Raw genomic sequence first — 24964 nt, 5'->3', positions numbered from 1 at the left:
CAGAGTCAGCCCACATGCCGCAATTTTTTATTGATCGACCAATTTTCGCCTGGGTAGTCGCCCTGTTCATTCTGCTGGCCGGGGTGTTGGCCATCCCGAACATGCCGGTGGCGCAATACCCGGACGTGGCCCCGCCGGCCATCACGATCACCGCCACTTACCCTGGCGCTTCGGCGAATGAGGTGGCGGAATCAGTCACCAGCATCATCGAAGACAAACTCAACGGCGCCAAGGGCCTGATCTACTACGAGTCGGTCAGCGATTCCTACGGCACGGCCACCATCACCGCCACCTTCGCGCCGGGCACCAACCCAGACCTGGCTCAGGTTGACGTGCAGAACCGCGTGTCGAACGTGATTGCGCAGTTGCCTTCCGCCGTGCAGCAGCAGGGCCTGCAATACGAGCAGACCAGTACCGGCTTCCTGATGATCGTGACGCTGTCGTCCGAGGATGGCTCGCTGGACCAGACGGCGCTGGCCGACTACATCACGCGCAACGTGCAGAACCCGGTCTCGCGCGTGGCAGGCGTGGGCCAGTTCCAGTTGTTCGCGGCGCCGCGCGCCATGCGTGTCTGGGTAGACCCCGCCAAGCTGGTGGGCTTCAACCTGAGCATGAACGAGGTCAACCAGGCCATCGCGGCCCAGAACGTCCTGATCTCGGGCGGCAGCATCGGCGCGCCGCCCAACCCGGAATCGCAACGCATCACGGCCACGGTCACGGCCAATGGTCAGCTGAGCACCGTGGACGGCTTCGGCAAGATCGTGCTGCGCGCCAACACCGATGGTTCCAAGGTGCTGCTGCGCGACGTCGCCCGCATTGAAGTCGGCGCCGACAACTACCAGTTCGGCGCCCGCTTGAACGGCAAGCCGACGGCGGCCTTCGCCATTGTGCTGTCGCCGGACGCCAACGCGCTGGCCACCGCCCAGGGCGTGCGCCAGCAGATGGAAGAACTGTCCAAGTACTTCCCGGGCAACATCCAGTACGCCATTCCCTACGACACCGCGCCCTACGTAAAGGTGTCGATCGAACAGGTGCTGCACACCCTGGCTGAAGCCATGGTGCTGGTGTTCCTGGTGATGTACCTGTTCCTGCAGAACGTGCGCTACACGCTGATTCCCGCGCTGGTCGTTCCGGTGGCCATGCTGGGGTCGTTCGCGGTGATGCTGGGGCTGGGCTTTTCCATCAACGTGCTGACCATGTTCGCGATGGTGCTTGCCATCGGGATTCTGGTGGACGATGCCATCGTGGTCGTCGAAAACGTTGAACGCATCATGGCCACCGAGGGCTTGCCGCCCAAAGAGGCCACCAAGAAAGCCATGCCGCAGATCAGCGGCGCCATTATCGGTATCACGCTGGTGCTGGTCACGGTGTTCTTGCCGCTGGCCTTCATGAGCGGGTCCGTGGGCGTGATCTACCGCCAGTTCTCGGTGGCCATGGCCGTGTCGATCTTCTTCTCGGCCCTGCTGGCGCTGACCTTCACGCCGGCCTTGTGCGCCACCATCCTCAAGCCGGTGGCCAAGGGGCACCACGACGAGAAAAAGGGCTTTTTCGGCTGGTTCAACCGCAAGTTCGACGCCACCACCCACGGTTACCAGAACTGGGTGTCGCGCATTCTGCACAAGGGTGGCCGCATGATGCTGGCCTTCCTGGTATTGGTGCTGCTGCTGGGCTGGTTGTACCTGCGCCTGCCGTCGTCGTTCCTGCCCGAGGAAGATCAGGGCTACGTCATCAGCAACATCGAACTGCCCACGGGCGCCAGCGCCAACCGCACGGTCGAGGTGATCGAACAGGTCGAGGAATACTTCCGCAACATTCCCGCCGTCGAGAACATCATCGCCGTGCAGGGCTTCAGCTTTAACGGTAACGGCCTGAACGCGGCCATTGCGTTCACCACCCTGAAAGACTTCAAGGACCGGAAAGAGAAGCAGGATTCCGCGGGCGCCATTGCCTTCAATGCCTTCCAGAAGCAGTTGATGGGCATCCACGATGCGCAGGTGTTCACCCTGGTGCCGCCGGCCATTTCGTCCCTGGGTAACGCCACCGGTTTCGACTTGCGTCTGCAAGACCGGGGCGCGGCCGGTTCCGCGGCGCTTGCCGCCGCGACGGGCCAACTCATGGGCATGGCGATGAAGAGCCCGGTGCTGTCGCAGGTGCGTATCACCGGCCTGGCGGCCGGCACGCAACTGACGCTGAACATTGACCGTGACAAGGCCGCCGCCTTGGGCGTGGACTTCAATGAAGCGGCATCGCTGATTTCGACGGCAGTCGGTTCGGCCTACCTGAGCAAGTTCCCCAACATGGGCCGGATGCAGAACATCTGGGTGCAGGCGGATGCGCCGTATCGTATGCAGTTGTCCGACGTCCTGAAGCTGAACGCGCGCAACGGCCAGGGCGGCATGGTGCCCTTGTCGACCTTCGTGTCGGCCGAGTGGGTCCAGGGCCCGGTGCAGGTGGTGCGCTACAACAGCTACGAGTCCATGCGTATCGGCGGCGCCGCCGCCGCGGGCTACACCACGGGCCAGGCCATGGAAGAAATGCAGAACCTGGTGGCGCAGTTGCCGCAAGGCTTCGGCTACGAATGGACGGGTCTGTCCTACCAGGAACGGCAAGCCGGCAACCAGGCGCCTATCCTGATGGGCCTGTCGCTGCTGATTGTGTTCCTGGTGTTGGCCGCGCTGTATGAAAGCTGGGCCATTCCGCTGTCGGTCATGCTGGTGGTGCCGCTGGGCATGCTGGGCGCCGTGGCGCTGGTCAGCGCGCTGGGCATGTCCAACGACGTGTACTTCCAGGTGGGCATGGTGACCGTGATCGGCCTGGCGGCCAAGAACGCCATTCTTATCGTGGAGTTCGCCAAGGATCAGTACGCCCGGGGCATGGGGCTGTACGAGTCCGCGGTGGAAGCGGCCAGGCTGCGGTTCCGGCCGATCTTGATGACGTCGCTGGCGTTCATCCTGGGCGTGGTGCCGCTGGCCATGGCCACCGGCGCGGGCGCCGCCAGCCAGCGCGCGGTGGGCCTGGGCGTGTTGGGCGGCATGCTCGCCGCCACGCCGTTCGCCGTGATCTTCGTGCCGACCTTCTTCGTGGTGGTTCTGGGCCTGTTCAAGACCCGCCCGCGCCTGCTGGGCGCCGAACTGAAGGCCTGGGAAGAAGAGCAGGCGGCCAAGAAGGCGGCCGGCGGCCAGCCCGACGCAGAAGCGGGATACACCCCCGTACAACCCAATGGTGGCCCGGAGGGCAAGGCATGAAAGCCCTGATGATCAAGCAATCCGCCCTGTCCGCCTTCGTGGCGGTGGCGTTGGCCGGCTGCTCGCTGGCGCCCGACTACAAGCGTCCCGACGCACCGGTCACGGGCGTCTGGCCCGATCAGCCCAAGGTGCAGTACGGCGGCTACAACAACCCCACGTCGCTCGGGTCGCAGCCGGCCTCGGCGGTCGTGCCCGAAGCCGGCATACCCGCCGCCGATTTGGGCTGGCGCGAATTTTTCCGCGACCCGCGTCTGCAAAGCCTGATCTCGCTGTCGCTCGTCAACAACCGCGACCTGCGCGTGGCGGTGCAGCGCGTGGAAGAAGCGCGTGCCCAGTATGGCGTTCAGCGCGGCGCGCAGTGGCCCAGCATCGGCGCCGGCATCCAGGGCCAGCGTCAGCATCTGCCGGCCAACATGCGCGCGGGTGGGCCGGATTCCAGCTCGATTTCCAGCTCGTACCAGGCCGGCATCGGCCTGACGACGTTTGAAATCGATCTGTTCGGCCGGCTGCGCAACCTGTCGGAAGCGGCGTACCAGCAGTACCTGTCGACCGAGCAGGCGCAAAAGACCGTGCAGATCACGCTGGTCGGTTCTGTTGCGCAGGCGTACTTCAACCTGCGCGCGGCCGAAGTCCAGCTGGACCTGACGCAGCGCACGTTGGCGTCGCGCCAGGAGTCCTATGACCTGGTCAAGCGCCGCTTTGACGGCGGCGTGGCCTCCGAACTGGACCTGAACCAGTCCAAGACGCTGCTGGATACGGCGTCGTCGGACCTGGCTCAATTGGCCCGGGCTCGTGCCCAGGCGCTGAACGCGCTGGTGTTGCTGGTGGGCGCGCCCTTGCCCGCAGACCTGCCGCCGCCCGCCACGTTTGGCCGCGACCAGTTGCTGGCCACCGTGCCGTCGGGCCTGCCTTCCGACCTGCTTGAACGGCGCCCCGACATTCTGGCGGCGGAAAACCAGCTGCGGTCGGCCAACGCCAACATCGGCGCGGCCCGCGCGGCGTTCTTCCCGACGATTTCCCTGACCGGCCTGTTGGGCGTGGCCAGTCCGTCCTTGGGTGATCTATTCAAGGGCGGCCAGGGTTATTGGAGCTTCTCGCCGTCCATCACGACCCCGCTGTTTGCCGGCGGCTCGATCCGTGAAGGGCTGAACCTGGCGAAGGCGCGCGACAACATCGCCGTGGCGCAATACGAGCAGACCATCCAGCAGGCGTTCCGGGAAGTGTCCGACGCGCTGGCGGGCGAAGCCACCTACGGCGCGCAGTTGGACGCCCAACGCGCCTTGCAGGAATCGTCTTCCCGCACCCTGGAACTGTCGAACCTGCGCTATACCAACGGCATCGACAGCTACTTGCAGGTGCAGACCGCGCAGGTAGACTTCTTCAATGCCCAGTTGTCGCTGGTGCAGACGGGTCTGGCCGCGCTGATCAACCGCGTGGAGCTCTACAAGGCCTTGGGCGGCGGCTGGGAAGAAACCACGAAAGAACCGACCAAAGTGTCGACGACCACGCAATGATAGAACTTGGTGTAAATATCGATCACGTTGCCACCTTGCGGCAACAACGCCATACGGCGTACCCGGACCCGGTGGCCGCCGCGCTGCGCGCGGAGGACGCCGGCGCCGACCTCATCACGCTGCATCTGCGTGAAGACCGGCGTCATATCCAGGACGCCGACGTGTACGCGATTCGTCCGCAACTGCGCACGCGCATGAACCTGGAATGCGCGATTACGGCGGAAATGCTGGAAATTGCCTGCGCCGTCAAACCGCAGGACGTTTGCCTGGTGCCCGAAAAGCGCACCGAGCTCACCACCGAAGGCGGCCTGGAAGTGGCGGGCGCCATGGACTCCGTGACGGACGCCGTGGGCCTGCTGGTCGAAGCGGGCATACGTGTGTCCCTGTTCATAGACCCGGACCCGGTGCAGATCGCCGCGGCGGCCAAGACCGGCGCCACGGTCATCGAACTGCATACCGGCGCCTATGCGGAAGCGCAGGGCGACGCGGCCGAAGCCGAGCTGCAACGCATCCGGCTGGCAGTGGCTGAAGGGCTTCGCCATGGCTTGCGCGTGAACGCCGGCCATGGCCTGCACCTGGGCAACGTGGCCCCGGTGGCCGCCATTGACGGTGTCTCTGAACTGAACATCGGCCACGCCATCGTGGCGCAGGCGGTGTTCGACGGCTGGGAAAAAGCGGTTCGCGACATGAAGGCGGTGATGGTGCAGGCACGCCTGCAAGCGCTGCGCGGCCTGTGACCGCTGGCCGGATGACGGATGCCACCACCTTGCGTCACGCCTCCCGTGACGCTGTTTTTAGGTGACGTTTATGTCTGATTCCTCCAAGGCTCCCGCCGCAGTTCCCAGCGCGGCCCCCACCGCAGCCCCCGCCGCGGCCGGCGCCATCGCCGGCATCGGCATGGACCTGCTGCGCATCGACCGGATTGAACGTGCGCTGGAACGGCACGGCGACCGGTTCGCGGAAAAGATCCTGGGCACCGAAGAACTGCAAAAATTCCATGCGCGCCGTGCCCGTGACCCGGTGCGCGGCGTGCGCTTTCTGGCGACCCGCTTTGCCGCCAAGGAAGCGTTTTCCAAGGCCATCGGCTTGGGCATGCGCATGCCCATGACGTGGCGGCGCGTGCAGACGCTGAACGCGCCGGGCGGGCGCCCGGTGCTGGTCATCGCGCCTGAACTGCAAGACTGGTATGGTCAACGGTTCGGCGCGGCGCATGTGTCCATCACCGACGAATCCGATATGGCCGCCGCCTATGTGGTGGTCGAACGCAAGCCCTGAATTAGGACCCCCTCATGGCCAAGAAAAAATCCAAGGTAGTCCTGCCCCCCGGCCCCGTGATGGTCGACGTGGCGGGAACCTCGCTGACCAAAGAAGAAAAGACCCGCCTGCGCCACCCGCTGGTGGGCGGCGTGATTCTGTTCGCCCGTAATTTTGAAAGCCGCAAGCAACTGACCAAGCTGACCCGCCAGATTCACACGGCCCGCAAGGAGCCGCTGCTGATCCTGGTGGACCACGAGGGTGGCCGCGTGCAGCGCTTCCGCGAAGACGGCTTCACGGCCTTGCCCGCCATGCGCGACCTGGGCACGCTGTGGGACCGTGACCCCTTGCAGGCCATGCGCCTGGCGACTGAGGCCGGCTACGTGCTGGCCGCCGAACTGCGCGCCTGCGGCGTGGACATGAGCTTCACGCCGGTGCTGGACCTGGACTACGGCGCAAGCCAGGTGATCGGCAACCGGGCCTTCCATTCGGATTCGCGCGTGGTCACGATGCTGTCGCGCGCGCTGATCCAGGGCCTGGCGCTGGCCGGCATGTCGGCCTGCGGCAAGCACTTCCCGGGCCACGGCTACGTGGGTGCGGACTCGCACCACGAAATTCCCGTCGACCCCCGCAAGCTGGACGACATCTTGAAGGACGACGCCGCGCCCTACGCCTGGCTGGGTGACGCCGTGCTGCCGTCGGTGATGCCCGCGCACGTGATCTACCCGAAGGTGGACAAGCACCCGGCGGGCTTTTCCAGGAAGTGGGTGCAAGACATCCTGCGCAAGCGCCTGGGCTATGACGGCGTGGTGTTTTCCGACGACCTGACAATGGAAGGCGCGTCGGTGGCGGGTGATATCCTGGCCCGTGCCAAGGCGGCGCTCAACGCCGGTTGCGACATGGTGCTGGTGTGCAACCGGCCGGATCTGGCCGACGATTTGCTGTCGCGCCTGAAGTTCGACCACGCGCCCGAATCGGTCGAACGCATCCGCCGCCTGATGCCGCGTTTCGATGCGCCCGACTGGGATACCTTGCAGGCCGAACACCGTTATCAGAATGCCCGACGACTTCAATCTCAAATCGTTCCTGTCTGACCTGCCGCATCTTCCAGGTGTCTACCGGCACCTGGATGCAGCCGGTGAAGTCATGTATGTCGGCAAGGCGCGCGACCTGAAGAAGCGCGTCTCGTCGTATTTCCAGAAGAACCTGGCCAGCCCCCGCATCGCCCAGATGGTGTCGAAAGTGGCGCGGCTGGAGGTCACCGTGACGCGCTCGGAAGCCGAAGCGCTGATTCTGGAAAACAACCTCATCAAGAGCCTGAAGCCGCGCTACAACATCCTGTTTCGCGACGACAAGTCCTATCCCTATCTGCTGATCACCGGCCACGAGTGGCCGCGCATTGCCTACTATCGCGGCGCGACCAACAAGCGCGGCCAGTACTTTGGCCCGTTCCCCAACGCCTGGGCGGTGCGCGAAACGATCCAGATCCTGCAAAAAGTCTTCCGCCTGCGCACCTGTGAAGACACCGTCTTCGCCAACCGCTCGCGCCCCTGTCTGTTGCATCAGATCGGGCGCTGTTCGGCGCCATGCGTGGGCGCCATCGAGGCCCAGGAGTACGAGCGCGACGTGCAGCGCGCGGTGCGCTTCTTGAATGGCGAAGCCAAAGAAGTCATGGGCGAAATCGAAGCGCGCATGCAGCAGGCGGCGGGTGAACTGCGCTTTGAGGAAGCCGCCGCGCTGCGCGACCAGATGGGTTCGCTGGCGCGCGTCTTGCACCAGCAGACCATGGAGAACACCAGCGGCGAAGACACCGACATCATTGCGGTGGCCGTGGCGGGCGGCAAGGTCTGCGTGAACCTGGCGATGGTGCGCGGTGGCCGCCATCTGGGCGACAAACCCTTCTTTCCGACGCATGCCGAAGGCGCAGCCGCGCCGCAGGTGCTTGAGGCCTTTATCGCCCAGCACTACACCGACAACGCCATGCCGCCCGTGCTGGTCTGTTCGCACGCCTTGCCCGACCCGGATCTGATCAACCTGCTGATCGAACAGGCGGGCGGGCGGCCATCGCGCCTGCTGACCCGTCCGCAGGGCGCGCGTCGTTCGTGGCTGGAACAGGCGGGCAAGAACGCCGAGATGGCGCTGGCCCGCGCGCTGACCGAATCCGGCGCGCGCGCCGGCCGCACGCTGGCGCTGGCCGAGGCACTGGACCTGGACACCGATGAAGCCGCGCTGGATGCGCTGCGCATCGAGTGCTTCGACATCAGCCACACGGCCGGCGAAGCCACGCAAGCATCGTGCGTGGTGTTTGAACACCACGACATGCAGCCCTCGCTCTACCGCCGTTACAACATTGCCGGCATCACCCCGGGCGATGATTATGCGGCCATGCGCCAGGTGCTGACGCGCCGCTTTGCCAAGGTGGCGGACGGCGACGCCCAGATGCCGGGCCTGGTGCTGATCGACGGCGGTAAGGGCCAGGTCGAGGTGGCGCGCAAGGTGTTTGCGGAATTGGGGCTGGACATTCAGACGTTGGTCGGTGTGGCCAAGGGGGAAGGGCGCAAGGTTGGCCTGGAAACCCTGGTTTTCGCCGACGAGCGGCCGCCCGTGGCGTTGGGCGGTGAATCCGCCGCGCTGATGCTGATTGCCCAGGTGCGCGACGAGGCGCACCGGTTTGCCATCACCGGCATGCGGGCGCGCCGTGCCAAGACGCGCAATGTGTCGCGGCTGGAAGAGATTGAAGGGGTGGGCGCCCGCCGCCGCCAGCGCCTGTTGGCCCGATTCGGCGGATTTTCGGGGGTGGCGTCCGCCAGCATCGAGGACCTGGCGTCGGTGGACGGCATTTCCCAAGACCTGGCCGAACGTATCTACGAGGCATTGCGTGGTTAGCCGCTGTCCGGCCGGCGCGCGGCCACGCCGCGGCGCCGAAACAGCCAGCGTCATCCGGCTGATGTAGCATACGAACACTATGCCAATTAACGTACCCATAATCCTGACGTGGCTGCGCATCGCCATGATTCCTCTGGTGGTCGGGCTGTTCTACCTGCCCGAGAGCTGGATATCGGTCCCCACGCGCGACACCTTCGCGGCGTGGGCGTTCATCATCGCGGCGCTGACCGACTGGTTCGACGGATGGCTGGCCCGCCGCTGGAACCAGACCTCGGCCTTCGGCGCCTTCCTGGATCCCGTCGCCGACAAGCTGATGGTCTGCGCCGCGTTGATCGTCCTGCTGGACCTGAGCCGCGTCGACGCCTTCATCTCGCTGATCATCATCGGCCGTGAAATCACCATTTCCGCCTTGCGCGAATGGATGGCAAAGATCGGTGCCAGCGCCAGTGTCGCCGTGCACCGCCTGGGCAAGTTCAAGACCGCCGCCCAGATGGTGGCGATTCCCTGCCTGCTGTACAACCAGCCCGTTTACGGCATCAGCACCAAGCTGCTTGGCGACGTGCTGATCATCGTTGCGGCGGTGCTGACGGTCTGGTCGATGCTGTATTACCTGCAGCGCGCCTGGCCCGCCATCCGCGAGAAAGCGCTGTAAGCGCCCTGGCAGTATCCTGATTTGCAGACGGCGGCCCGGCTCGCGCATGGCGGCCGCCAACACAGTCAAAGAGCGATGGCCGGCACGATCCGGCCCGGCCTTGCCGCCGCATTCGCCATGAACTCAACGGCCGGGCTCCCGGCCGTTGCCGGAGACAACCCGCGCACCGCATCACTGCGTGCGCTACCCGCCGCTTTCGCGGCCTTTTGCAATGCACACCGCCACCACCCCCTTGCCCTCGGATGCCGATGTCCGTCGGCGCGACTGGAAGACCATTCTGCTGATCGGCGTTGCGCACGCCGCATCGCACTTTTTCCAACTGGTACTACCCCTGCTCAACGTGTCCCTGGCCACGGCATTCGGCCTGGACTTCGCACGGGTGGGCGCGCTGGTGGCTACGTTCTACGTGGTGTCGGGCATCGGCCAGGCGTCCTCGGGTTTCGTCGTGGACCGCATCGGCGCGCGGCCCGTGCTGTGGTTCGGGCTGGCGTGCTTTGTGTTGTCGGGCGTGTTGATCGGCTCTGCCAACGGCTACCCCATGCTGATGGTGGCGGCCATCGTGGGCGGCATCGGCAATTCGGTGTTCCATCCGGCCGACTATTCCATCATCAACCACCGCATTACGCCGTCCCGCCTGGGGCACGCGTTTTCGGCGCACGGGCTGACCGGCAACCTGGGCTGGGCGTTGACGCCAATATTCATGACCACCATCACCTTGCTGGCCGACTGGCGCGTGGCCGCTTACAGCGCGGCGGGGCTGGTGGCGGTGGTGTTGGTGCTGACCGTGCTGGGAGGCCATCTGCTTGGCGGGCCAATGCCGCAGGACGCCGATGCCAAGGATGAAACCCAGGCCGCCACGGCAGCACTCAAAGCCGCGCCCAAGCCGCAAGAAGGCGTGCTGACCACCCTGGCGACGCTGTTGTCCAAGCCCGCGCTGTGGGGCGCGTTCCTGTTCTTTGCGTGCACGTCGATTGCGCTGTCGTCGGTGCAGAACTACACGATTCCGCTGCTGGACCAGTTGTACGGTCTGTCTGAAGTCGTGGCCAGCTCGGCCTTGTCCGGCTACATGGTGGCGTCGGCCGTGGGCATGGCGGCGGGCGGCTTCCTGGTGTCGGCCAACCCACGCACAGAGCGCACCGTGATGGTGGCGCTGTTGTTGGCCGGCCTGACGCTGGTGGTGCTGGCCCTGGGCCTGGTGCCGGCCGCGCTGGCCGCGCCGGTGGTGGGCCTGGCCGGCTTCTGCTCGGGCGTGGCGGCGCCTTCGCGCGACATGCTGATCCGCCGCGTTACGCCCAAGGGTTCCACCGGTTCTGTCTATGGGCTGGTGTATTCGGGCATGGACGTGGGCTCGGCCCTGGGCCCGCTGGCGTTCGGCCTGCTGCTGGATGCAGGATTCCGCCAGGGGCCGTGGGTGGGCGCGGGCGTGGCCTTCGCGGCGGCGGCGCTGCTAGCGCAGTGGATCGCCGTGCAGGCGCGCCGCGCCGATCCCGTGCTGGCGGGGGGCGCGGTCGCCCGGTCCTGACGTGTTTCGGGTGTCGCCACCCGGTCCTGACTTTTCTTGGGCGCCGTCTCCACCTGGCTTGCCTGGGCCCAGCAACATCAGCCCAATCAAACCAATCAGCACGCACAGCGCCACGTAATAGGCCGGCACCATCAGGTTGCCGGTCTGCTGGATCAGGGCGGTGTTGATGAAGGGCGCCAAGCCGCCAAACAGCATTACTGCCAGGTTGTACGACAGCGACACGCCGGTTGATCGCAAGTTCACGGGCAGGATCTCGGTCATCAGCGCGGGCGTGGGCCCCCACATGAAACCCATGCAGGCCGCCGCCAGTAATTGCGCCTGCAAGAGCGTGGCGAAGGACGGCGCATGCAGCACGCGCGCCATCATGAACCACGTGACCACGCCAAAGGCGAAGGTGGCCGGCAGCATGAGCGCGCGGCGCGTCAGGCGGTCCGACAGCGCGCCGGACAAGGGGCACAGTACCAGCAGCAGCACGGCGGCCAAGGCGCTGCTCAGTTGCGCGTCACCCATCGTCAGCCCCAATTCCGTGACGGCGAAGATGGGCAGGTACAGCAGCATGACGTAGTTGGACGCCGTGCCCGTCACCACGATGCAGAACGATCCGACCAGTTCACGCGGATACCGCGAAAACAGCGTGCGCAGTGTGGTGCGTTCGGGTTTGACGAGCTGGTCCTGAAAGCGGCGAAATTCAGGCGTTTCGTCTACCTGCGTGCGCAGGTAATAGCCAATGGGGCCGATCAGGATGCCGAACAGGAACGGCACGCGCCAGCCCCAGCTTTCCAGGTCCGCCGTCGACAGGTTCGAAGACAGCAGGTAGACCACGCCGGCCCCGGCTGAAAACGCCAGCGACTGCGAGCACATCTGAAAGCTGCCGTACAGGCCGCGCCGCCCGGTGGGGGCGAACTCCACCAGCATGGCGCTGGCGCTGGCGTATTCGCCACCCACGGAAAACCCCTGAATCAGCCGCGCCACCAACATCAGCACGCTGGCCGCCACGCCGATGGAGGCATAGGTGGGCAGCAGGCCGATCAGGGCGGTGCCGCCGGCCATCATCAGGATCATCAGCGACAACGCGCGACGGCGGCCGTGGCGGTCGGCGTACATGCCCAGCACCAGGCCGCCGATCGGGCGCACCGCAAAGGCCACGCCAAAGGTGGCAAGCGCCAGCAGCAGCGACGTTGCGCTGTCGCCGGTGGGGAAGTACAGGCGCGAAATCACGGCGGCGAACATGCCGTAGATGGCGAAATCGAACCACTCGAAGGCATTGCCCAGCACCGAGGCAATGACCACGCGGCGCCGCATGGCGGCGGAAACCTGGTAAGCGGGGGAAGATGGAAGCGTCATCACGGACTCCTGCGAACGCCGTACAGGCGCAAGGGGACACACGGGCGCGTTGCATGGCAACGAGGCCCGTGGACTCGACAGCAAGAAAAGGGGGGATCAGCCCAGGCGGTCGCGCACGATCTCTACGAAGACCGCTGCGCCGATGGGCAGGATGTCGTCGTCGAAATCGTATTCAGGGTGATGGCAGAAATGGCCGTCCTGGCCAACGAAGAAGTAGGCGCCGGGACATTCCTGAAGCAGGTAGGAGAAATCTTCCGAGGCCATCAAGGGCGTGACCCGGTCGTCCACCGCGTCGATGCCGACCACGCGCGCCGCCGCGGCAGCGACCGTGGCGGCCGGGCCGGGCGCATTGATGGTGGGCGGGCAGCCCAGGCCGAACTCGCAGTCGATGCGGGTGGCGTTGGACAAGGCCAGGCCATCGCAGATTTCGCGCACGCGGCGCAAGGCGGTTTCGCGCGCGGCGATGCTCATGGTGCGCACCGTGCCCCGCAGTTCCATCAGGTCGGGGATGACGTTGGGCGCGGTGCCGCCGTTCATCATGCCCACGCTGACCACGCCCGCCACCAGCGGGTCCAGAGACCGGCTGACCACGGTTTGCAGCATGCCCACCAACTGGCTGGCGATGACTACCGGGTCGTTGCCTTGCTGCGGCATGCCGCCGTGGCAGCCCACGCCATGCACGCGGATGGTGAAGCCGTCGCAGGCGGCCAGCAGCGCGCCTTCGCGCACGGCGACGCGCCCTTTGCCCAGCATCGGATTATTGTGCAGGCCATAGATCTCGTCGCAGGGAAAGCGCGTGAACAGCCCGTCTTCGATCATCGCCGCGCCGCCGGCTAGCGTTTCCTCGGCCGGTTGGAAGATGAAATTAAGAGTGCCTGCGAAGTCTCGGTTCTGCGACAGGTGTTGAGCCACCGCCAACAGCGTGGCCGTGTGCCCGTCGTGCCCACAGCCATGGAAGCTGCCTTCGTGGGTGGAGCGATACGGCAGGGTGGTTTTCTCCTGCATGGGCAGCGCGTCCATGTCGGCCCGCAGCCCGATGCGACGGCCGCCGGGGCGTTCGCCCCGCAACACCGCCACCACGCCCGTGCGGCCGATGCCGCTATGCACCTCCAGGCCCCACTGCTTGAGCTTGGCCGCAACCAGTTCGGCGGTGCGGTGTTCTTGAAAACCTAGTTCCGGATGCGCGTGCAGGTCTTGCCGCCATTGCGCGAATTCCGGTTGACGCTCGACAAACCAATCACGGACTTGCATTGCCGCCTCCTGGGGGAAGTGAAATGGCTGAGGTTCGGATGTGGCGGCGGGCCGGGCGGCCCGCCTGATGCCGTGGGAACCTTAGACGATATCGGCGGTGGAAGGTAAATCTGTAACTGGTCGTGAGTTGGGCTTATTGGCGGACCGTGCGCACGTCGGCCGGGGGCGAAGCTTCCACGTTGCTGCGCCACGGGTTGATGTCCAGGCCGCCACGGCGTGTGTAGCGCGCGTAGACCGTCAGGTGTTCCGGGGCGCAGGCCGCCTGGATGTCGCTGAAGATGCGTTCCACGCAGTGCTCGTGGAATTCGGCGTGCTGGCGGAACGACACCAGGTAACGCAGCAGCGATTCGCGGTCGATGGGGGCGCCCCGATAGCGGATCTGCACGCTGGCCCAATCGGGTTGGCCGGTCACCGGGCAATTGGACTTCAACAGGCGCGAGGCCAGCGTTTCCTCGACCACGTCGCCGGGCCGGGTGCGCAGCAGCTCGGGCGCGGGCTCGTAGGTGTCGATCTCGATGTCCAGCTTGTCGATATAGATGCCGTCCATCTCCGCCATCCGCAATTCGGAAAACCGCTGCGGCAGGAAGAAATCCAGGCCAACCGGCGCGCCCGCGGCGGCGCTCAGGTCTCGTTCCAGGCGCCCGCGCAGGGCAGCCGAATTCACCAGCCGTGTCTGGTTGAACGAATTCAGATAGAGCTTGAACGACTTGGATTCGATGATGTTGGGGCTGTCGGCCGGCACCGAGAACGTGGCCATGGCCACGCGCGGTTTGCCCTTGGCGTCCAGCCAGGACAGCTCGTAGGCGTTCCAGATATCCACGCCGGTGAAGGGCAGCTTGCCGGCTTCCAGGTTCAGCGCTGCCCGATTATGCGAGCGCGCGATGGGAAACAGCAACGAGGGATCGTATTGCGAGGCGTAGGCCACGCTTTGGCCCAGGGGGCCGTGAGACAGGGTCATGGCAAATCAAGGAAATCGGAGGAATAGCGGCATTGTAGGCGGTCGGAAAACGCCAAATTTTCGCATTATGAAATGTAAGTCTCGTCATGTGAAAGTTCCTGCTGCTGCGCAACCAAAGCGCATTTCACAGATGGCAAAGTCATTCCGCAATACGAAATTGAAGTTTTAATTCATTGATTTTAAACAAAAACATTTTTCATCTTCTATAAGACATAAGCTCACATTGCCCTGCAGCACAGGCATAGACTTTCTCCAACGATTCACGCAATGCAAGACGCGAATCTTTTGAAGTTTTCCCATCACTGACCAGGAGCATCACCATGAGCACTCGCGAAACCGAAATCCGCAATTTGCAGAAAGACTGGGCCGAAAACAGCCGCTGGCAGGGCATCAAGCGCGACTACAGCGCCGAGGATGTCATCCGCCTGCGCGGCTCGATCAGCGTGCAGCACACGCTGGCCGAACGTGGCGCGACCCGGTTGTGGGAATCCCTGCATAGCGAACCCTTCGTGAATTCGCTGGGCGCCCTGACCGGCAACCAGGCCATGCAGCAGGTCAAGGCCGGCCTGAAGGCCATCTACCTGTCGGGCTGGCAAGTGGCCGGTGACGCCAACCTGGCCGGCGAGATGTACCCCGACCAGTCGCTGTACCCCGCCAACTCGGTGCCGCAAGTGGTTCGCCGGATCAATAATTCCTTGTCGCGCTGCGACCAGATCCAGTGGATGGAAGGCAAGAACCCGGGCGACGAGGGTTACATCGATTATTTCGCGCCCATCGTGGCGGATGCCGAAGCCGGTTTCGGCGGCGTGCTGAACGCCTTTGAACTGATGAAAGCCATGATCGACGCGGGCGCCGCCGGCGTCCACTTCGAAGACCAGTTGGCTTCCGTGAAGAAGTGCGGCCACATGGGCGGCAAGGTGCTGGTGCCCACCCGCGAGGCCGTCGCCAAGCTGGTGTCGGCCCGCCTGGCCGCCGATACGATGGGCACGCCCACCGTGTTGCTGGCTCGTACCGACGCCGACGCGGCAGACCTGGTGACCAGCGACGTCGACGAAAACGACCGCCCCTTCATCACCGGTGAGCGCACCGTGGAAGGCTTCTTCCGCACCAAGGCCGGCATCGACCAGGCCATCTCGCGCGGCCTGGCCTATGCGCCCTACGCTGACTTGATCTGGTGCGAAACGTCCACGCCCAACCTGGAATACGCCCGCAAGTTCGCGGACGCCATCCATCGCCAATTCCCGGGCAAGCTGCTGGCGTACAACTGCTCGCCCTCGTTCAACTGGAAGAAGAACCTGGACGACGGCACCATCGCCAAGTTCCAGCGCGAGCTGGGCGCCATGGGCTACAAGTTCCAGTTCATCACGCTGGCCGGCTTCCATGCGCTGAACTACGGCATGTTCGAACTGGCCCACGGCTATGCCCGCCGCCAGATGAGCGCCTTCGTGGAATTGCAGCAGAAGGAATTCGCCGCCGCCGACTTGGGCTTCACCGCCGTGAAGCACCAACGCGAAGTGGGCACCGGCTACTTCGACGCCGTGACGCAGACGATCGAAAACGGCCAGTCTTCAACCACCGCCTTGACCGGCTCCACGGAAGAGGCCCAGTTTGAACACGGCAAGGAACAGAAGGTGGCTTGATCGCCTGGCCGCGTTATCGCATGACCCGTCGCCCGGTAAGCCGTTGACCGGGTGACGAGATTGATTGCTTTGCAGTTGCAGTTGTAGGTGCTGTTGTAGGGTGGATTCGGGGTGCCTTCGGGCACCCTTTTTTTTCTATCCCGGCACGCTTGCGCGTCAGGCCGCAGCCGCCTCTTTCTCAAGCGAGGCCATGTCGATCACGAAGCGGTACTTCACATCGTTCTTGGCCAGGCGTTCATAGGCGTCGTTCACGGCCTGGATCGGCACGATCTCGACATCGCTGACGATGCCGTGTTCGGCGCAGAAGTCCATCATCTCTTGCGTTTCCTGCATGCCGCCAATCGCCGAACCGGCAATCGACTTGCGCCCCATGATGAGGTTGGCGCCCGGGATCGGATCCAGCGGCGTCAGCGCGCCCACCAGCGCCATCGTGCCGTTCAGCGTCAGCAATGCCAGGTACGGATTCACGTCATGGCTGACGGGCACGGTGTTCAGCAGGAAATCGAACGAGCCGGCATGCGCGGCCATCGCCTCTGCGTCGCGCGACACCAGGACTTCGTCGGCGCCCAGGCGCTTGGCGTCGCGGCCCTTGTCGGCCGACGTCGTGATCATCACCACGTGCGCGCCCATCGCGTGCGCGAATTTCACGCCCATGTGGCCCAGGCCGCCCAAGCCGATGACGCCCACTTTCTGGCCAGGGCCGACCTTCCAGTGGCGCAGCGGCGAATAGGTGGTGATGCCGGCGCACAGCAACGGCGCCACGGCCTTCAGATCCAGCTTGTCGGACACCTTGACGACGAAGTGTTCCTTGACAACGATGTGGTCGGAATAGCCGCCGAACGTCAATTGGTCGCTACCGCGTTCCTTGTCGTTATAGGTCAGCGTGGCGCCTTGCTCGCAGTATTGCTCCAGGTTCAGGCGGCAGGCCTTGCAGTGCCGGCAGGAATCCACCATGCAGCCCACGCCGGCGTAATCGCCCGCCTTGAACTTGGTGACGTTCTTGCCCACTTGCGCGACGCGGCCGACGATTTCGTGGCCCGGCACCATCGGGTACATCGAATTGCCCCAATCGCCGCGCGCCTGATGCAGGTCGGAATGGCAAATGCCGCTGTACAGGATGTCGATCTGCACATCGTCGTCGCCCGGCTCGCGGCGCGTGAAGCTGAAGGGAACCAGCGGGGTGTCGGTACTGTGGGCGGCGTAGCCACGGGCTTGAGTCATGATCGATTTGCAGGAATTTGTTAAGCAGGCGTTCACAATATGCTTCGCCATCCGCGGCATCAAGCTAGAATTTCCGCATGTTTTGTTCAAGGAATTTGCATAATCATGCAGGCGGATAACCTGTCCCACCTGGCCGCGTTCGCCGCCGTGGCCCGGCATTGCAGCTTTCGCCGCGCGGGCGAGGAATTGGCCCTGTCCACGTCCGCCGTCAGCTACGCCATCCGCAACCTGGAAGAGCGGCTGGGCGTGAACCTGTTCAATCGCACGACGCGCAGCGTAGCGTTGACCGCCGCCGGGCAGCGCCTGGCCGAACGCTTGCTTCCCGCGCTGGCCGACCTGGGCGACGCGCTTGAAGAGATGAACCACTTTCGAGGCGCCGCGTCCGGTACGTTGCGGATCAACACATCGCGGGCCGCGTCCCACATGCTGCTGATGCCGTTCGCCGCGCGCTTTTTGGCCGCCTATCCGGACATCCAGCTGGAAATCGCCGAGGATGACAGCTTTGTCGACATCGTGGCATCCGGCTTTGACGCAGGCGTGCGTTTGTTGGAGGCCGTGCCCGAAGACATGGTGGCCGTGCAGATCGGCCCGGCGTTGCGCGCGGCGGTGGTCGCCTCACCGGCCTACCTGGCAGGCCGGCAATTGCCCCGCCATCCCCACGACTTGTTGAGCCACGCGTGCGTGCGCTACCGCTTTCCCAGCGGGCGCTTCTACAAGTGGGAATTCGAAAAGGATGGCGTTGCCATGGAAGTCGACGTGACCGGCCGCATTGCGCTTAGCGACGTGCACGCGGAAGTGCGCGCGGCGGTGGACGGCATCGGCATCGGCTGCGTGCCGGAACACTACGTGCGCGACCTGCTGCAATCGGGGCAGTTGACGCGGATGCTTGATGACTGGTGCCCGACGATTCCGGGCTTCATGCTGTATTACCCCCGTCAACGTCGCGTGTCGTCAGCGTTACGGGCGTTTATCGACATGGCGAAACAGACCGGCTAGCGCGGGGCGGGGTTGGCTTTTACTACTTTGTGCCAGGCTTGGATCCATTGCAGATTCGGGCACGCAGGTCAGAAAAATAGGCGGCGTCGGCGGGAGCTGCTGGGGCGGAAGATGCGCCGACAAGCATCAAGCTTCGCTTCTGAAGCCGATCCTGATCTTTGCGGATGAGTTCGCGGACATACTCGCTGCTGGTGCCGTAGCCTCTTTCGGAGACCTGTTCGTCAACGAAGGATTTCAGCGCGTCCGGGAGGGAAATGTTCATGGTGCCCATCGCCGTAGATTAGGGGTCTTGGCAAAATTTGGCAAGATCGTACTTCCCGACCCCTAATCCGCTACCGTCGGCGCCTCGCCCAGCGCCGCCAAACACTCCTCCAGAGGCGGAATGCCCTGCGCCAGCTTGGCGACCGTTGCCGCGTCGACGTGCGACAGCGGCGGGATTTCGGCCAGCACGCGGACGTCGCCGAAGCGTTCGATGGCTTCCTTGTTGCCGGGGGACAGCGGGCCGCTCATGACCACGCCCAAAATCGGGATGCCGCGGCGCTTCAGGGCTTCCAGGCTGAGCAGCGTGTGGTTGATGGTGCCCAGGCCGCTGCGCGCCGCCAGCACCACGGGCATGTCCAGGCGGGCGATCAGGTCGATCATCATGTGCGTGTCGTCGATGGGCACGTACAGGCCGCCCGCGCCTTCCACGATCAAGGGCGCGGTGGTGGCGGGGGGCACGATGCTGGTTGCGTCGACGACCGTGTCTTCCAGCGTGGCGGCGGCCCAGGGCGACAGCGGCGCTTGCAGCACGTAGGCGGGCAGGTGCTGGCGTTCGGGCGGCAGTTGCGCCAGTTCGGCCACGGTGTCGGTGTCGCCCCGCTCTTCGGATACGCCGGTCTGCACCGGTTTCCAGTAGTCGGCGTTCCAGGCGCGCACGAGGATGGCGGACACCAGCGTCTTGCCGATGCCGGTGTCAGTGCCGGTCACGAAAACCCCGGCGGGGCGTTGCGTTGATTTTTTCCACATACCGTAGGCCAGGTGATACGTCACCGTGGCTCCTTGTTCGTCAAACGCCGCCAGTACTCGGCGCAGCGCCGCCGCGGATAGCGGCGAGCGTCCGGGCGCGGGCGTGGTGGCGCCGATGCCTTTCAAGCCCTTCAGGAAAGTCAGGCCATCAGGATGATTTTGTATCAGCCGTTCGCCGCGCACGCCACCGGCCAGATTGCTCATGGCGGGACGGATGACCCGGCACGGCGGGTAGGGCGGCGTGGCGGCGGCGAAGCCCGCCGCCTGATGCGCGCGCTGCCATTCGCTGAAGGTGCCGTCGGCCAGCGTCGCGACGGCAAGATGGCCGCCGGGCGCCAGCAGCGCGGCCAGCCGGCTCAGGCCGGCGTTCAGGTCGGTGAACCACTGCACGGCCAGGCTGGAGCAGATCAGGTCGTACTCGCCATCCAGCGCCTGGGGGTGTTCGCCGTCCAGCAACTGGAAGCGCGCCGTGCCGGGTAGCGCCGGGCCGCGCTGGGCGGCGGCGAGCATGGCGGGCGAGATGTCGGTGATGGTCCAGTCCGCCTCACCCAGCCGCCGCGCCAGGGCCTTGGTCAGCAAGCCGGTGCCGCAGCCGATCTCCAGGATGCGAGGACGCGCGGGCAAACGCAGGCAAGCGATATCGCTGGCCAGCCGTTCGGCGGTACTGCGCTGGATGGGCGCGTGGTCTTCATAGCGGTGGGCGGCGGCGCCAAAGCGGGCGCCGACCCGGACGTTACGTGGCGTGGCTTGCATCAGGCGGCACCCGCCACGCGGTCGATGAAACCGGCGATGTGGCGCGCGCACCAGGGCGCGGCCGACACCGGCAACAAATGGCCGCCGTGTTCCAGATCGTGCCGTTCGTCGCCCAAGCGGCCGCCGAACGCGGCTTGCGTCATGGTAGCGGGAACGATGGGGTCGTCCTGTCCGGCCAGAATCAGCAAGGGAACGGGCAGCGCCGCCAAGGCGTCGCGCTGGTCTTCGTCGCGCAAGGCTTCCAGGTCGCGGGCCAATGGTTCCAGGCGCGGTTCACCGAAGGCGGAAGCGTCCCCGCAGCGCTCGCGAAAGTCTTGCAAGACAGCGACGGGGTCGGCGGACAGCCGTTTCATCATCCGGTCCAGCGTGCGGCGCGGTACCCCGGCGTCAAAGTCCGGCGCGGCGCCAAAGCGCGGGAACCCGTTGATCGACACCAAGCCCACACAGTTGGACGGCAGATCCCGCAACAAGCGCAGCACGCCCATTGAATGGCCGATGGCGATGATGGGGGCGCTGGCGGGGTCTTGAACCTGTCCGATGACTGGGTCTACAACATGGCCGACGACTGGGTCGATGGCAGGGTCTAGAACCCGGCCGATGGTTGCGGCCGACGATTGCGCGGCGCCGAAGTAACCGGCGTCGGCAACCTCGTGTGGCCAGTCGCCAAGCTCGGCGCGCAGCGGCGTCCAGACCGAAGCGTCGAACGCCCAGCCGTGTACGAAGAGCAGGGTGGGGCGCGTGGGGGTCATGCCAGCACCGCCTTGATGCCATCGATCAGTTGCCCGACGTCGACATCGCGGTGCGCGGCGCTGAGCGTCAGGCGCAGGCGGCTGGTGCCGGCAGGCACGGTGGGCGGGCGGATGGCCACGGCCAGCAGGCCTAGGCGTTCCAGGGCGGCCGCCATGTCCAGCGCGCGCGCTTCGTCGCCCACGATGGCGGGCACGATCTGCGTGGAGGAATCGCCGGTGTCCAAGCCCATGCCTTGCAGCGCGGCGCGCAGCCGGTCACCGGCGGCAGTCAGCCGGGCGCGCTCGGCGTCCAGTGTGGGCACCAGGTCCAGCGCGGCGTCCATGGCGCCCAGCACGGCGGGCGGCAGTGCCGTGGTGTAGATGAAGCCAGAGCAGGTGTTGATCAAGTAGTCGCACAGCGCGCGCGACCCGGCCACATACGCGCCGAAGCCGCCCAGCGCCTTGCTGAACGTGCCCATCGCCAGGTCGATACGGCCCGGAGCCAGGCCCGCCAATCCCATGCCGCCCGGCCCCAGTACGCCGGTGGCATGCGCTTCGTCCAGGTAGACAAAGGCCTGATAGCGGTCGGCCAGATCTGCCAGCCGGACGACGTCGGTTCGGTCGCCGTCCATGCTGAACACGCTTTCCGTGACGATGAAGCGGGCCACGGGCTTGCCGGCGCCGGCCTGCACGCGAGCGGCGAGCAGGCTTTCCAGATGATCCAGGTCGTTGTGCCGGAAGCGGATCTGCCTGACCCCGGCCGCCTGGCAACCCTGGTGCAGGCTGGCGTGATTCAGCTTGTCAGCGTACAGCTCGATCTCGCCCAGGTTTGCGGCGGCGCGCAGCAGGGCGGGCAGCACGGCGGCGTTGGCCTGCCAGCCCGAGGCCAGCAGCAGCGCGGCCTCGGTGCCTTTCAGGCGAGCCAGCTTGGCTTCCACTTGTTCGTGCAAGTCCAGGTTGCCGCAGACCAGCCGCGACGCTTGCGCACCCGCGCCGTGGCGGGCCGCCCATTCCCGGGCGCGTTCAATCAGCAGCGGGTGCTTGGACAGGCCCAGGTAATCATTGCTGGAAAAGTTCAGCACGGGCGCGCCATTGAGCACAATGCGCCCGGGCGGCGCGGCCGTGGCGGTGCGCAGGCGGCGGCGTACGTGGCGGGTGTCGGCGGCGGCCAACTCGGAAGAAAACAGGGAATCCAGCTTAGACATCAATCGTTCCGGCAGCGGCCGGGCAAGGGGGGCGCCCGTGCCAAGCCGTAGAATGCGGGCCATTGTAGTGGAGGCGCGCAGGGCGTTTTCCGGCGTTCGGGACGCCAGGAATGCCCTGCGAACGCGCCTGTTTTTTCGGAGCTCAACCATGCACACGCCCGACTGGGTGGCCCAGGGCCAACCTCATATCTGGCTTCCCTATGCCCAAATGAAAACGGTGACGCCGCCGCTGCCCGTGGTGCGCAGCCACGGCAGCCGGCTGGAACTGGCGGACGGGCGCAGCCTGATCGATGGCGTGGCGTCCTGGTGGACGGCTTGCCACGGTTACAACCACCCGCACATCGCCCAGGCCGTGCGCGCGCAACTGGACGCCATGCCGCATGTGATGTTTGGCGGCCTGACCCATGAACCCGCGCTGACGCTGGCGCGCCGCCTGGCCGGCTTGCTGGGGCCGGGGCTGGACCGCGTCTTCTACACCGACTCCGGGTCGGTGGCGGTCGAAGTCGCCATGAAAATGGCGGTGCAGTTCTGGCTGAACCAGGGCGAGCGGGGCCGCAGCCGCTTTGTGGCGTTTCGGGGCGGCTATCACGGGGACACGTTCGGCACCATGGCCGTGTGCGACCCCGACGACGGCATGCACAGCCTGTACCGGGGCATGCTGGCCGAGCACGACATCGTGGACCTGCCGCGCGACGACGCCTCCTACGCGGCGCTGGATCAATTCCTGCAAGCGCGCGCGCCGCAACTGGCGGGCATTCTCGTCGAACCCCTGGTGCAAGGCGCGGGCGGCATGTTGCTGCATGACCCGGAAGTGCTGCGCCGCTTGCGCCGCCTGGCAGACCGCCACGGCCTCTTGCTGATCTTTGACGAGATCTTCACCGGCTTCGGGCGCACCGGCACGATGTTCGCCTTCGAGCAGGCCGGCATCAAGCCCGACATCATCACCTTGTCCAAGGCGCTGACGGGCGGCACGTTGCCGCTGGCCGCCACGGTGGCCAGCAACCGGGTGTTCGACGCCTTCTGGTCCGACAACCCGGCGCATGCACTGATGCATGGCCCCACGTTCATGGGCAATGCGCTGGCGTGTGCGGCCGCCAATGCCTCGCTGGATCTGTTCGAGTCCGAACCCCGGCTGGCGCAGGCGCAAGCGCTGTCCCAGGCCTTGGCGACCGGCCTGGAACCCTGCCGCGACTTGCCCTGGGTGCGTGACGTGCGCGTGCTGGGCGCCATCGGCGTGGTGGAGCTGGACGGCATCACCGACCGCGAAGCCTTGAAGCGCCGGTTGGTCGATGCGGGTGTGTGGGTGCGCCCCTTCGGCAACGTCGTGTACCTGACCCCGGCGCTGACGATCGATGGCGACGACCTGGCCGCGTTGACTCGCGCGGTGGTGGCCGTGCTGCGCCAGCAGCGCCCTTGATGCGATCTGTGGACACGCAGGACACGCCAGGCAGGCCGCAACAAAAAGCGGCTTGATCCAGATCAAGGCGGGGGGAGGGGGCGCTAGCTACCATCGGCGCATGCGAGCAAAATCGATCTTCGCCGTCCCGTCCTGCCTGTCGGATACCGACCGCCAGCAGCGCCGCCATGCCTTGGTGCGCCTGTCGCTGGCCTGGCTGGCGATGATGCAGGTGATGATGTTCGCCTGGCCCGGTTACCTGCGCCACGAGAGCATGCCCGCCGACGCCCTGGAAACGCTGGACTGGGCCATCGTGCTGATGAACTGGGCCAGCTTCGCGCTGACCATACCCGTGGTGCTGTATTCCGCCTGGCCCATCTGGCGCCATGCCGGCGACAACCTGCGCCACGGCCGCGCCGGCATGGACGTGCCGGTGGCGCTGGGCATCGTCGCCGCGTTCATTCCCAGCGTGCACGCCACCTGGACGGGGCGCGGCGAAGTCTATTTTGATTCCGTCACGATGTTCGTGGCGTTCCTGCTGACCGCGCGCTACCTGGAACTGTGCGCCCGCCAATCATTTGGCGGCGCGGCGGGCGGCTTGCGCCATCAGCGCGTTGAGGCGCAGCGGCTGGACCTGGGCGCGCGCGCCGATCGCCTGGCGTCGCGTTTTGTGCTGGCGCAGGTGGCGTTGGCGTTGGCCGCCGCCGTCGGCTGGGCCTATATCGACCCCGCCCACAGCCTGCCCGTGATGGTGGCGCTGCTGGTCATGAGCTGCCCTTGCGCGATGTCGATGGCGGTGCCCACGGCGATGGCGTCCGCGCACTCGGCGCTGGCGGCGCATCCCAACATGCCCGACGCCGCGCTGGATGCGCTGTTGCAACAGGCGCGCCACAAGGCGCGGCAGAACCTGTACGGGTCGCTCGTCTGGCATTTGCTGATGACGCCGTTGGCGTTGATGGGTTGGGTGCAGCCCTGGCTGGCCGCCATCACGATGCTGGTGTCGTCGTTGGCGGTTGCCTATAACTCGTGGCGCCTGTGCCGCCGCGACTGGTCCGGCAGCGCGGTGCCCTCGCCCGCGTTGGACGTGGCAACGATGGAAGCGGCCAAGATGGAAGCAGCCAAGATGGAAGTGGCGCGATGACCATCCTGTACTTGCTGTTGCCTTTGTCCCTGCTGTTCGTGCTGGCCATCGGCGTAGCGTTCTGGTGGGCCGTGTTCAACGGCCAGTACGACGATACCGACAGCGCGGGCACGGCGATCCTGCGTGACGACGACAGCGGCCGCGCCAGCGGCGGCGGCTTCAATTCATAACAAACCCTTGCTGATGCGTTGCGGCGTTGCCGCGTTCCCTTGCTGCCCCACGCGCGCTTGATCCATATCAACGCCGACTT

Annotated in this window: 21 protein-coding genes; 13 read left to right on the top strand and 8 right to left on the bottom strand. The window is 65.6% G+C overall.

The genetic code is table 11. The features are described from left to right. Window positions 1-14 precede the first annotated feature (14 nt). The 8 genes from CVS48_RS23270 to CVS48_RS23235 all read left to right on the top strand — a co-directional run bounded on the left by CVS48_RS23270 (window position 15) and on the right by CVS48_RS23235 (window position 11073). Window positions 15-3245, top strand: coding sequence for an efflux RND transporter permease subunit (locus CVS48_RS23270; RefSeq protein ID WP_100856506.1), 3231 nt, complete (start codon window positions 15-17; stop codon window positions 3243-3245). Then, window positions 3242-4759 (top strand): efflux transporter outer membrane subunit, encoded by a 1518-nt coding sequence (locus CVS48_RS23265; RefSeq protein WP_100856505.1) that lies wholly within the window; start codon window positions 3242-3244, stop codon window positions 4757-4759. Before CVS48_RS23270 ends, CVS48_RS23265 begins: the two co-directional genes overlap by 4 nt. Further along, window positions 4756-5496 (top strand): pyridoxine 5'-phosphate synthase, encoded by a 741-nt coding sequence (locus CVS48_RS23260; protein ID WP_100856504.1) that lies wholly within the window; start codon window positions 4756-4758, stop codon window positions 5494-5496. The genes CVS48_RS23265 and CVS48_RS23260 overlap by 4 nt, the downstream gene beginning before the upstream one ends. 70 nt (window positions 5497-5566) lie before the next feature. Further along, window positions 5567-6034, top strand: coding sequence for a holo-ACP synthase (acpS, locus tag CVS48_RS23255; RefSeq protein WP_100856503.1), 468 nt, complete (start codon window positions 5567-5569; stop codon window positions 6032-6034). A gap of 14 nt (window positions 6035-6048) precedes the next feature. Continuing rightward, window positions 6049-7107, top strand: a complete 1059-nt coding sequence (gene nagZ, locus CVS48_RS23250; RefSeq protein ID WP_100856502.1) for a beta-N-acetylhexosaminidase — start codon at window positions 6049-6051, stop codon at window positions 7105-7107. Continuing rightward, window positions 7070-8899 carry an excinuclease ABC subunit UvrC gene (gene uvrC / locus CVS48_RS23245; RefSeq protein ID WP_100856501.1) on the top strand — a complete coding sequence of 610 codons (1830 nt, stop codon included), beginning with the start codon at window positions 7070-7072 and terminating at the stop codon, window positions 8897-8899. Before nagZ ends, uvrC begins: the two co-directional genes overlap by 38 nt. Before the next feature lie 79 nt (window positions 8900-8978). After that, window positions 8979-9551 carry a CDP-diacylglycerol--glycerol-3-phosphate 3-phosphatidyltransferase gene (gene pgsA / locus CVS48_RS23240; RefSeq protein ID WP_100856500.1) on the top strand — a complete coding sequence of 191 codons (573 nt, stop codon included), beginning with the start codon at window positions 8979-8981 and terminating at the stop codon, window positions 9549-9551. Window positions 9552-9762: 211 nt separating this feature from the next. After that, window positions 9763-11073 carry an MFS transporter gene (locus tag CVS48_RS23235; RefSeq protein ID WP_100856499.1) on the top strand — a complete coding sequence of 437 codons (1311 nt, stop codon included), beginning with the start codon at window positions 9763-9765 and terminating at the stop codon, window positions 11071-11073. Here the strand turns inward: CVS48_RS23235 and CVS48_RS23230 are convergent. The 3 genes from CVS48_RS23230 to queF all read right to left on the bottom strand — a co-directional run bounded on the left by CVS48_RS23230 (window position 10999) and on the right by queF (window position 14626). After that, window positions 10999-12417: an MFS transporter gene (locus CVS48_RS23230; RefSeq protein ID WP_197723139.1), complete on the bottom strand. Its 1419-nt coding sequence runs from the start codon at window positions 12415-12417 to the stop codon at window positions 10999-11001. The two genes, CVS48_RS23235 and CVS48_RS23230, sit on opposite strands and share 75 nt — an antisense overlap. A 96-nt stretch (window positions 12418-12513) precedes the next feature. Further along, window positions 12514-13668 (bottom strand): M20 aminoacylase family protein, encoded by a 1155-nt coding sequence (locus tag CVS48_RS23225; RefSeq protein ID WP_100856498.1) that lies wholly within the window; start codon window positions 13666-13668, stop codon window positions 12514-12516. A gap of 133 nt (window positions 13669-13801) precedes the next feature. Continuing rightward, window positions 13802-14626: an NADPH-dependent 7-cyano-7-deazaguanine reductase QueF gene (queF, locus tag CVS48_RS23220; RefSeq protein ID WP_100856497.1), complete on the bottom strand. Its 825-nt coding sequence runs from the start codon at window positions 14624-14626 to the stop codon at window positions 13802-13804. A gap of 320 nt (window positions 14627-14946) precedes the next feature. On the opposite strand from queF, the gene aceA reads away from it, so the two are divergent. Continuing rightward, window positions 14947-16266, top strand: coding sequence for an isocitrate lyase (aceA, locus tag CVS48_RS23215; RefSeq protein WP_100856496.1), 1320 nt, complete (start codon window positions 14947-14949; stop codon window positions 16264-16266). A gap of 156 nt (window positions 16267-16422) precedes the next feature. Here aceA and CVS48_RS23210 read toward each other — a convergent pair whose 3' ends face one another. Continuing rightward, window positions 16423-17487 (bottom strand): NAD(P)-dependent alcohol dehydrogenase, encoded by a 1065-nt coding sequence (locus CVS48_RS23210; protein ID WP_100856495.1) that lies wholly within the window; start codon window positions 17485-17487, stop codon window positions 16423-16425. Window positions 17488-17592: 105 nt separating this feature from the next. Here CVS48_RS23210 and CVS48_RS23205 point away from each other — a divergent pair, with 105 nt between their 5' ends. After that, window positions 17593-18483, top strand: coding sequence for a LysR family transcriptional regulator (locus CVS48_RS23205; protein WP_100856494.1), 891 nt, complete (start codon window positions 17593-17595; stop codon window positions 18481-18483). A 22-nt stretch (window positions 18484-18505) separates the two neighbouring features. On the opposite strand, the gene CVS48_RS23200 is transcribed toward CVS48_RS23205, so the two are convergent. The 4 genes from CVS48_RS23200 to CVS48_RS23185 are packed head-to-tail and all read right to left on the bottom strand — an operon-like array spanning window position 18506 to window position 22177. Further along, window positions 18506-18754: a ribbon-helix-helix domain-containing protein gene (locus CVS48_RS23200; RefSeq protein ID WP_100856493.1), complete on the bottom strand. Its 249-nt coding sequence runs from the start codon at window positions 18752-18754 to the stop codon at window positions 18506-18508. Window positions 18755-18807: 53 nt separating this feature from the next. Then, window positions 18808-20244, bottom strand: coding sequence for a dethiobiotin synthase (gene bioD, locus CVS48_RS23195; RefSeq protein WP_100856492.1), 1437 nt, complete (start codon window positions 20242-20244; stop codon window positions 18808-18810). Beyond that, on the bottom strand, window positions 20244-20993 hold the full coding sequence (locus tag CVS48_RS23190; protein WP_100856491.1) for an alpha/beta fold hydrolase: 750 nt from the start codon (window positions 20991-20993) through the stop codon (window positions 20244-20246). The genes bioD and CVS48_RS23190 overlap by 1 nt, the downstream gene beginning before the upstream one ends. Next, the gene (locus tag CVS48_RS23185; protein ID WP_100856490.1) at window positions 20990-22177 is read right to left on the bottom strand and encodes an aminotransferase class I/II-fold pyridoxal phosphate-dependent enzyme; all 1188 of its coding nucleotides are present in this window, start codon (window positions 22175-22177) and stop codon (window positions 20990-20992) included. The genes CVS48_RS23190 and CVS48_RS23185 overlap by 4 nt, the downstream gene beginning before the upstream one ends. 148 nt (window positions 22178-22325) lie before the next feature. Here CVS48_RS23185 and CVS48_RS23180 point away from each other — a divergent pair, with 148 nt between their 5' ends. The 3 genes from CVS48_RS23180 (at window position 22326) to ccoS (ending at window position 24884) form a co-directional block, all read left to right on the top strand. After that, entirely contained in the window at window positions 22326-23594 is a 1269-nt protein-coding gene (locus tag CVS48_RS23180; protein WP_100856489.1) for an adenosylmethionine--8-amino-7-oxononanoate transaminase, read from the top strand. A 100-nt stretch (window positions 23595-23694) separates the two neighbouring features. Further along, window positions 23695-24714 carry a P-type ATPase actuator domain-containing protein gene (locus CVS48_RS23175; RefSeq protein WP_100856488.1) on the top strand — a complete coding sequence of 340 codons (1020 nt, stop codon included), beginning with the start codon at window positions 23695-23697 and terminating at the stop codon, window positions 24712-24714. After that, window positions 24711-24884, top strand: a complete 174-nt coding sequence (gene ccoS / locus CVS48_RS23170) for a cbb3-type cytochrome oxidase assembly protein CcoS (protein WP_100856487.1) — start codon at window positions 24711-24713, stop codon at window positions 24882-24884. The genes CVS48_RS23175 and ccoS overlap by 4 nt, the downstream gene beginning before the upstream one ends. The last annotated feature ends 80 nt before the right edge of the window (window positions 24885-24964 follow it).

The organism is Achromobacter spanius, assembly GCF_002812705.1.
GTDB lineage: Bacteria > Pseudomonadota > Gammaproteobacteria > Burkholderiales > Burkholderiaceae_B > Achromobacter > Achromobacter spanius.
The sequence above is the reverse complement of the archived record's forward strand: the minus strand, read 5'-3'. Positions and strand labels throughout refer to the sequence as shown.

Bases quoted from the DNA above. Each gene is read 5' to 3' on its own strand.
- uvrC (WP_100856501.1), top strand. From the start codon at position 7,070: ATGCCCGACGACTTCAATCTCAAATCGTTCCTGTCTGACCTGCCGCAT.
- bioD (WP_100856492.1), bottom strand. From the start codon at position 20,244: ATGCAAGCCACGCCACGTAACGTCCGGGTCGGCGCCCGCTTTGGCGCC.
- CVS48_RS23260 (WP_100856504.1), top strand. From the start codon at position 4,756: ATGATAGAACTTGGTGTAAATATCGATCACGTTGCCACCTTGCGGCAA.
- CVS48_RS23225 (WP_100856498.1), bottom strand. From the start codon at position 13,668: ATGCAAGTCCGTGATTGGTTTGTCGAGCGTCAACCGGAATTCGCGCAA.
- CVS48_RS23180 (WP_100856489.1), top strand. From the start codon at position 22,326: ATGCACACGCCCGACTGGGTGGCCCAGGGCCAACCTCATATCTGGCTT.
- CVS48_RS23190 (WP_100856491.1), bottom strand. From the start codon at position 20,993: ATGACCCCCACGCGCCCCACCCTGCTCTTCGTACACGGCTGGGCGTTC.
- CVS48_RS23230 (WP_197723139.1), bottom strand. From the start codon at position 12,417: ATGACGCTTCCATCTTCCCCCGCTTACCAGGTTTCCGCCGCCATGCGG.
- CVS48_RS23200 (WP_100856493.1), bottom strand. From the start codon at position 18,754: ATGGGCACCATGAACATTTCCCTCCCGGACGCGCTGAAATCCTTCGTT.
- ccoS (WP_100856487.1), top strand. From the start codon at position 24,711: ATGACCATCCTGTACTTGCTGTTGCCTTTGTCCCTGCTGTTCGTGCTG.
- pgsA (WP_100856500.1), top strand. From the start codon at position 8,979: ATGCCAATTAACGTACCCATAATCCTGACGTGGCTGCGCATCGCCATG.
- nagZ (WP_100856502.1), top strand. From the start codon at position 6,049: ATGGCCAAGAAAAAATCCAAGGTAGTCCTGCCCCCCGGCCCCGTGATG.
- CVS48_RS23185 (WP_100856490.1), bottom strand. From the start codon at position 22,177: ATGTCTAAGCTGGATTCCCTGTTTTCTTCCGAGTTGGCCGCCGCCGAC.
- CVS48_RS23210 (WP_100856495.1), bottom strand. From the start codon at position 17,487: ATGACTCAAGCCCGTGGCTACGCCGCCCACAGTACCGACACCCCGCTG.
- CVS48_RS23270 (WP_100856506.1), top strand. From the start codon at position 15: ATGCCGCAATTTTTTATTGATCGACCAATTTTCGCCTGGGTAGTCGCC.
- CVS48_RS23265 (WP_100856505.1), top strand. From the start codon at position 3,242: ATGAAAGCCCTGATGATCAAGCAATCCGCCCTGTCCGCCTTCGTGGCG.
- CVS48_RS23175 (WP_100856488.1), top strand. From the start codon at position 23,695: ATGCGAGCAAAATCGATCTTCGCCGTCCCGTCCTGCCTGTCGGATACC.
- queF (WP_100856497.1), bottom strand. From the start codon at position 14,626: ATGACCCTGTCTCACGGCCCCCTGGGCCAAAGCGTGGCCTACGCCTCG.
- acpS (WP_100856503.1), top strand. From the start codon at position 5,567: ATGTCTGATTCCTCCAAGGCTCCCGCCGCAGTTCCCAGCGCGGCCCCC.
- CVS48_RS23205 (WP_100856494.1), top strand. From the start codon at position 17,593: ATGCAGGCGGATAACCTGTCCCACCTGGCCGCGTTCGCCGCCGTGGCC.
- aceA (WP_100856496.1), top strand. From the start codon at position 14,947: ATGAGCACTCGCGAAACCGAAATCCGCAATTTGCAGAAAGACTGGGCC.
- CVS48_RS23235 (WP_100856499.1), top strand. From the start codon at position 9,763: ATGCACACCGCCACCACCCCCTTGCCCTCGGATGCCGATGTCCGTCGG.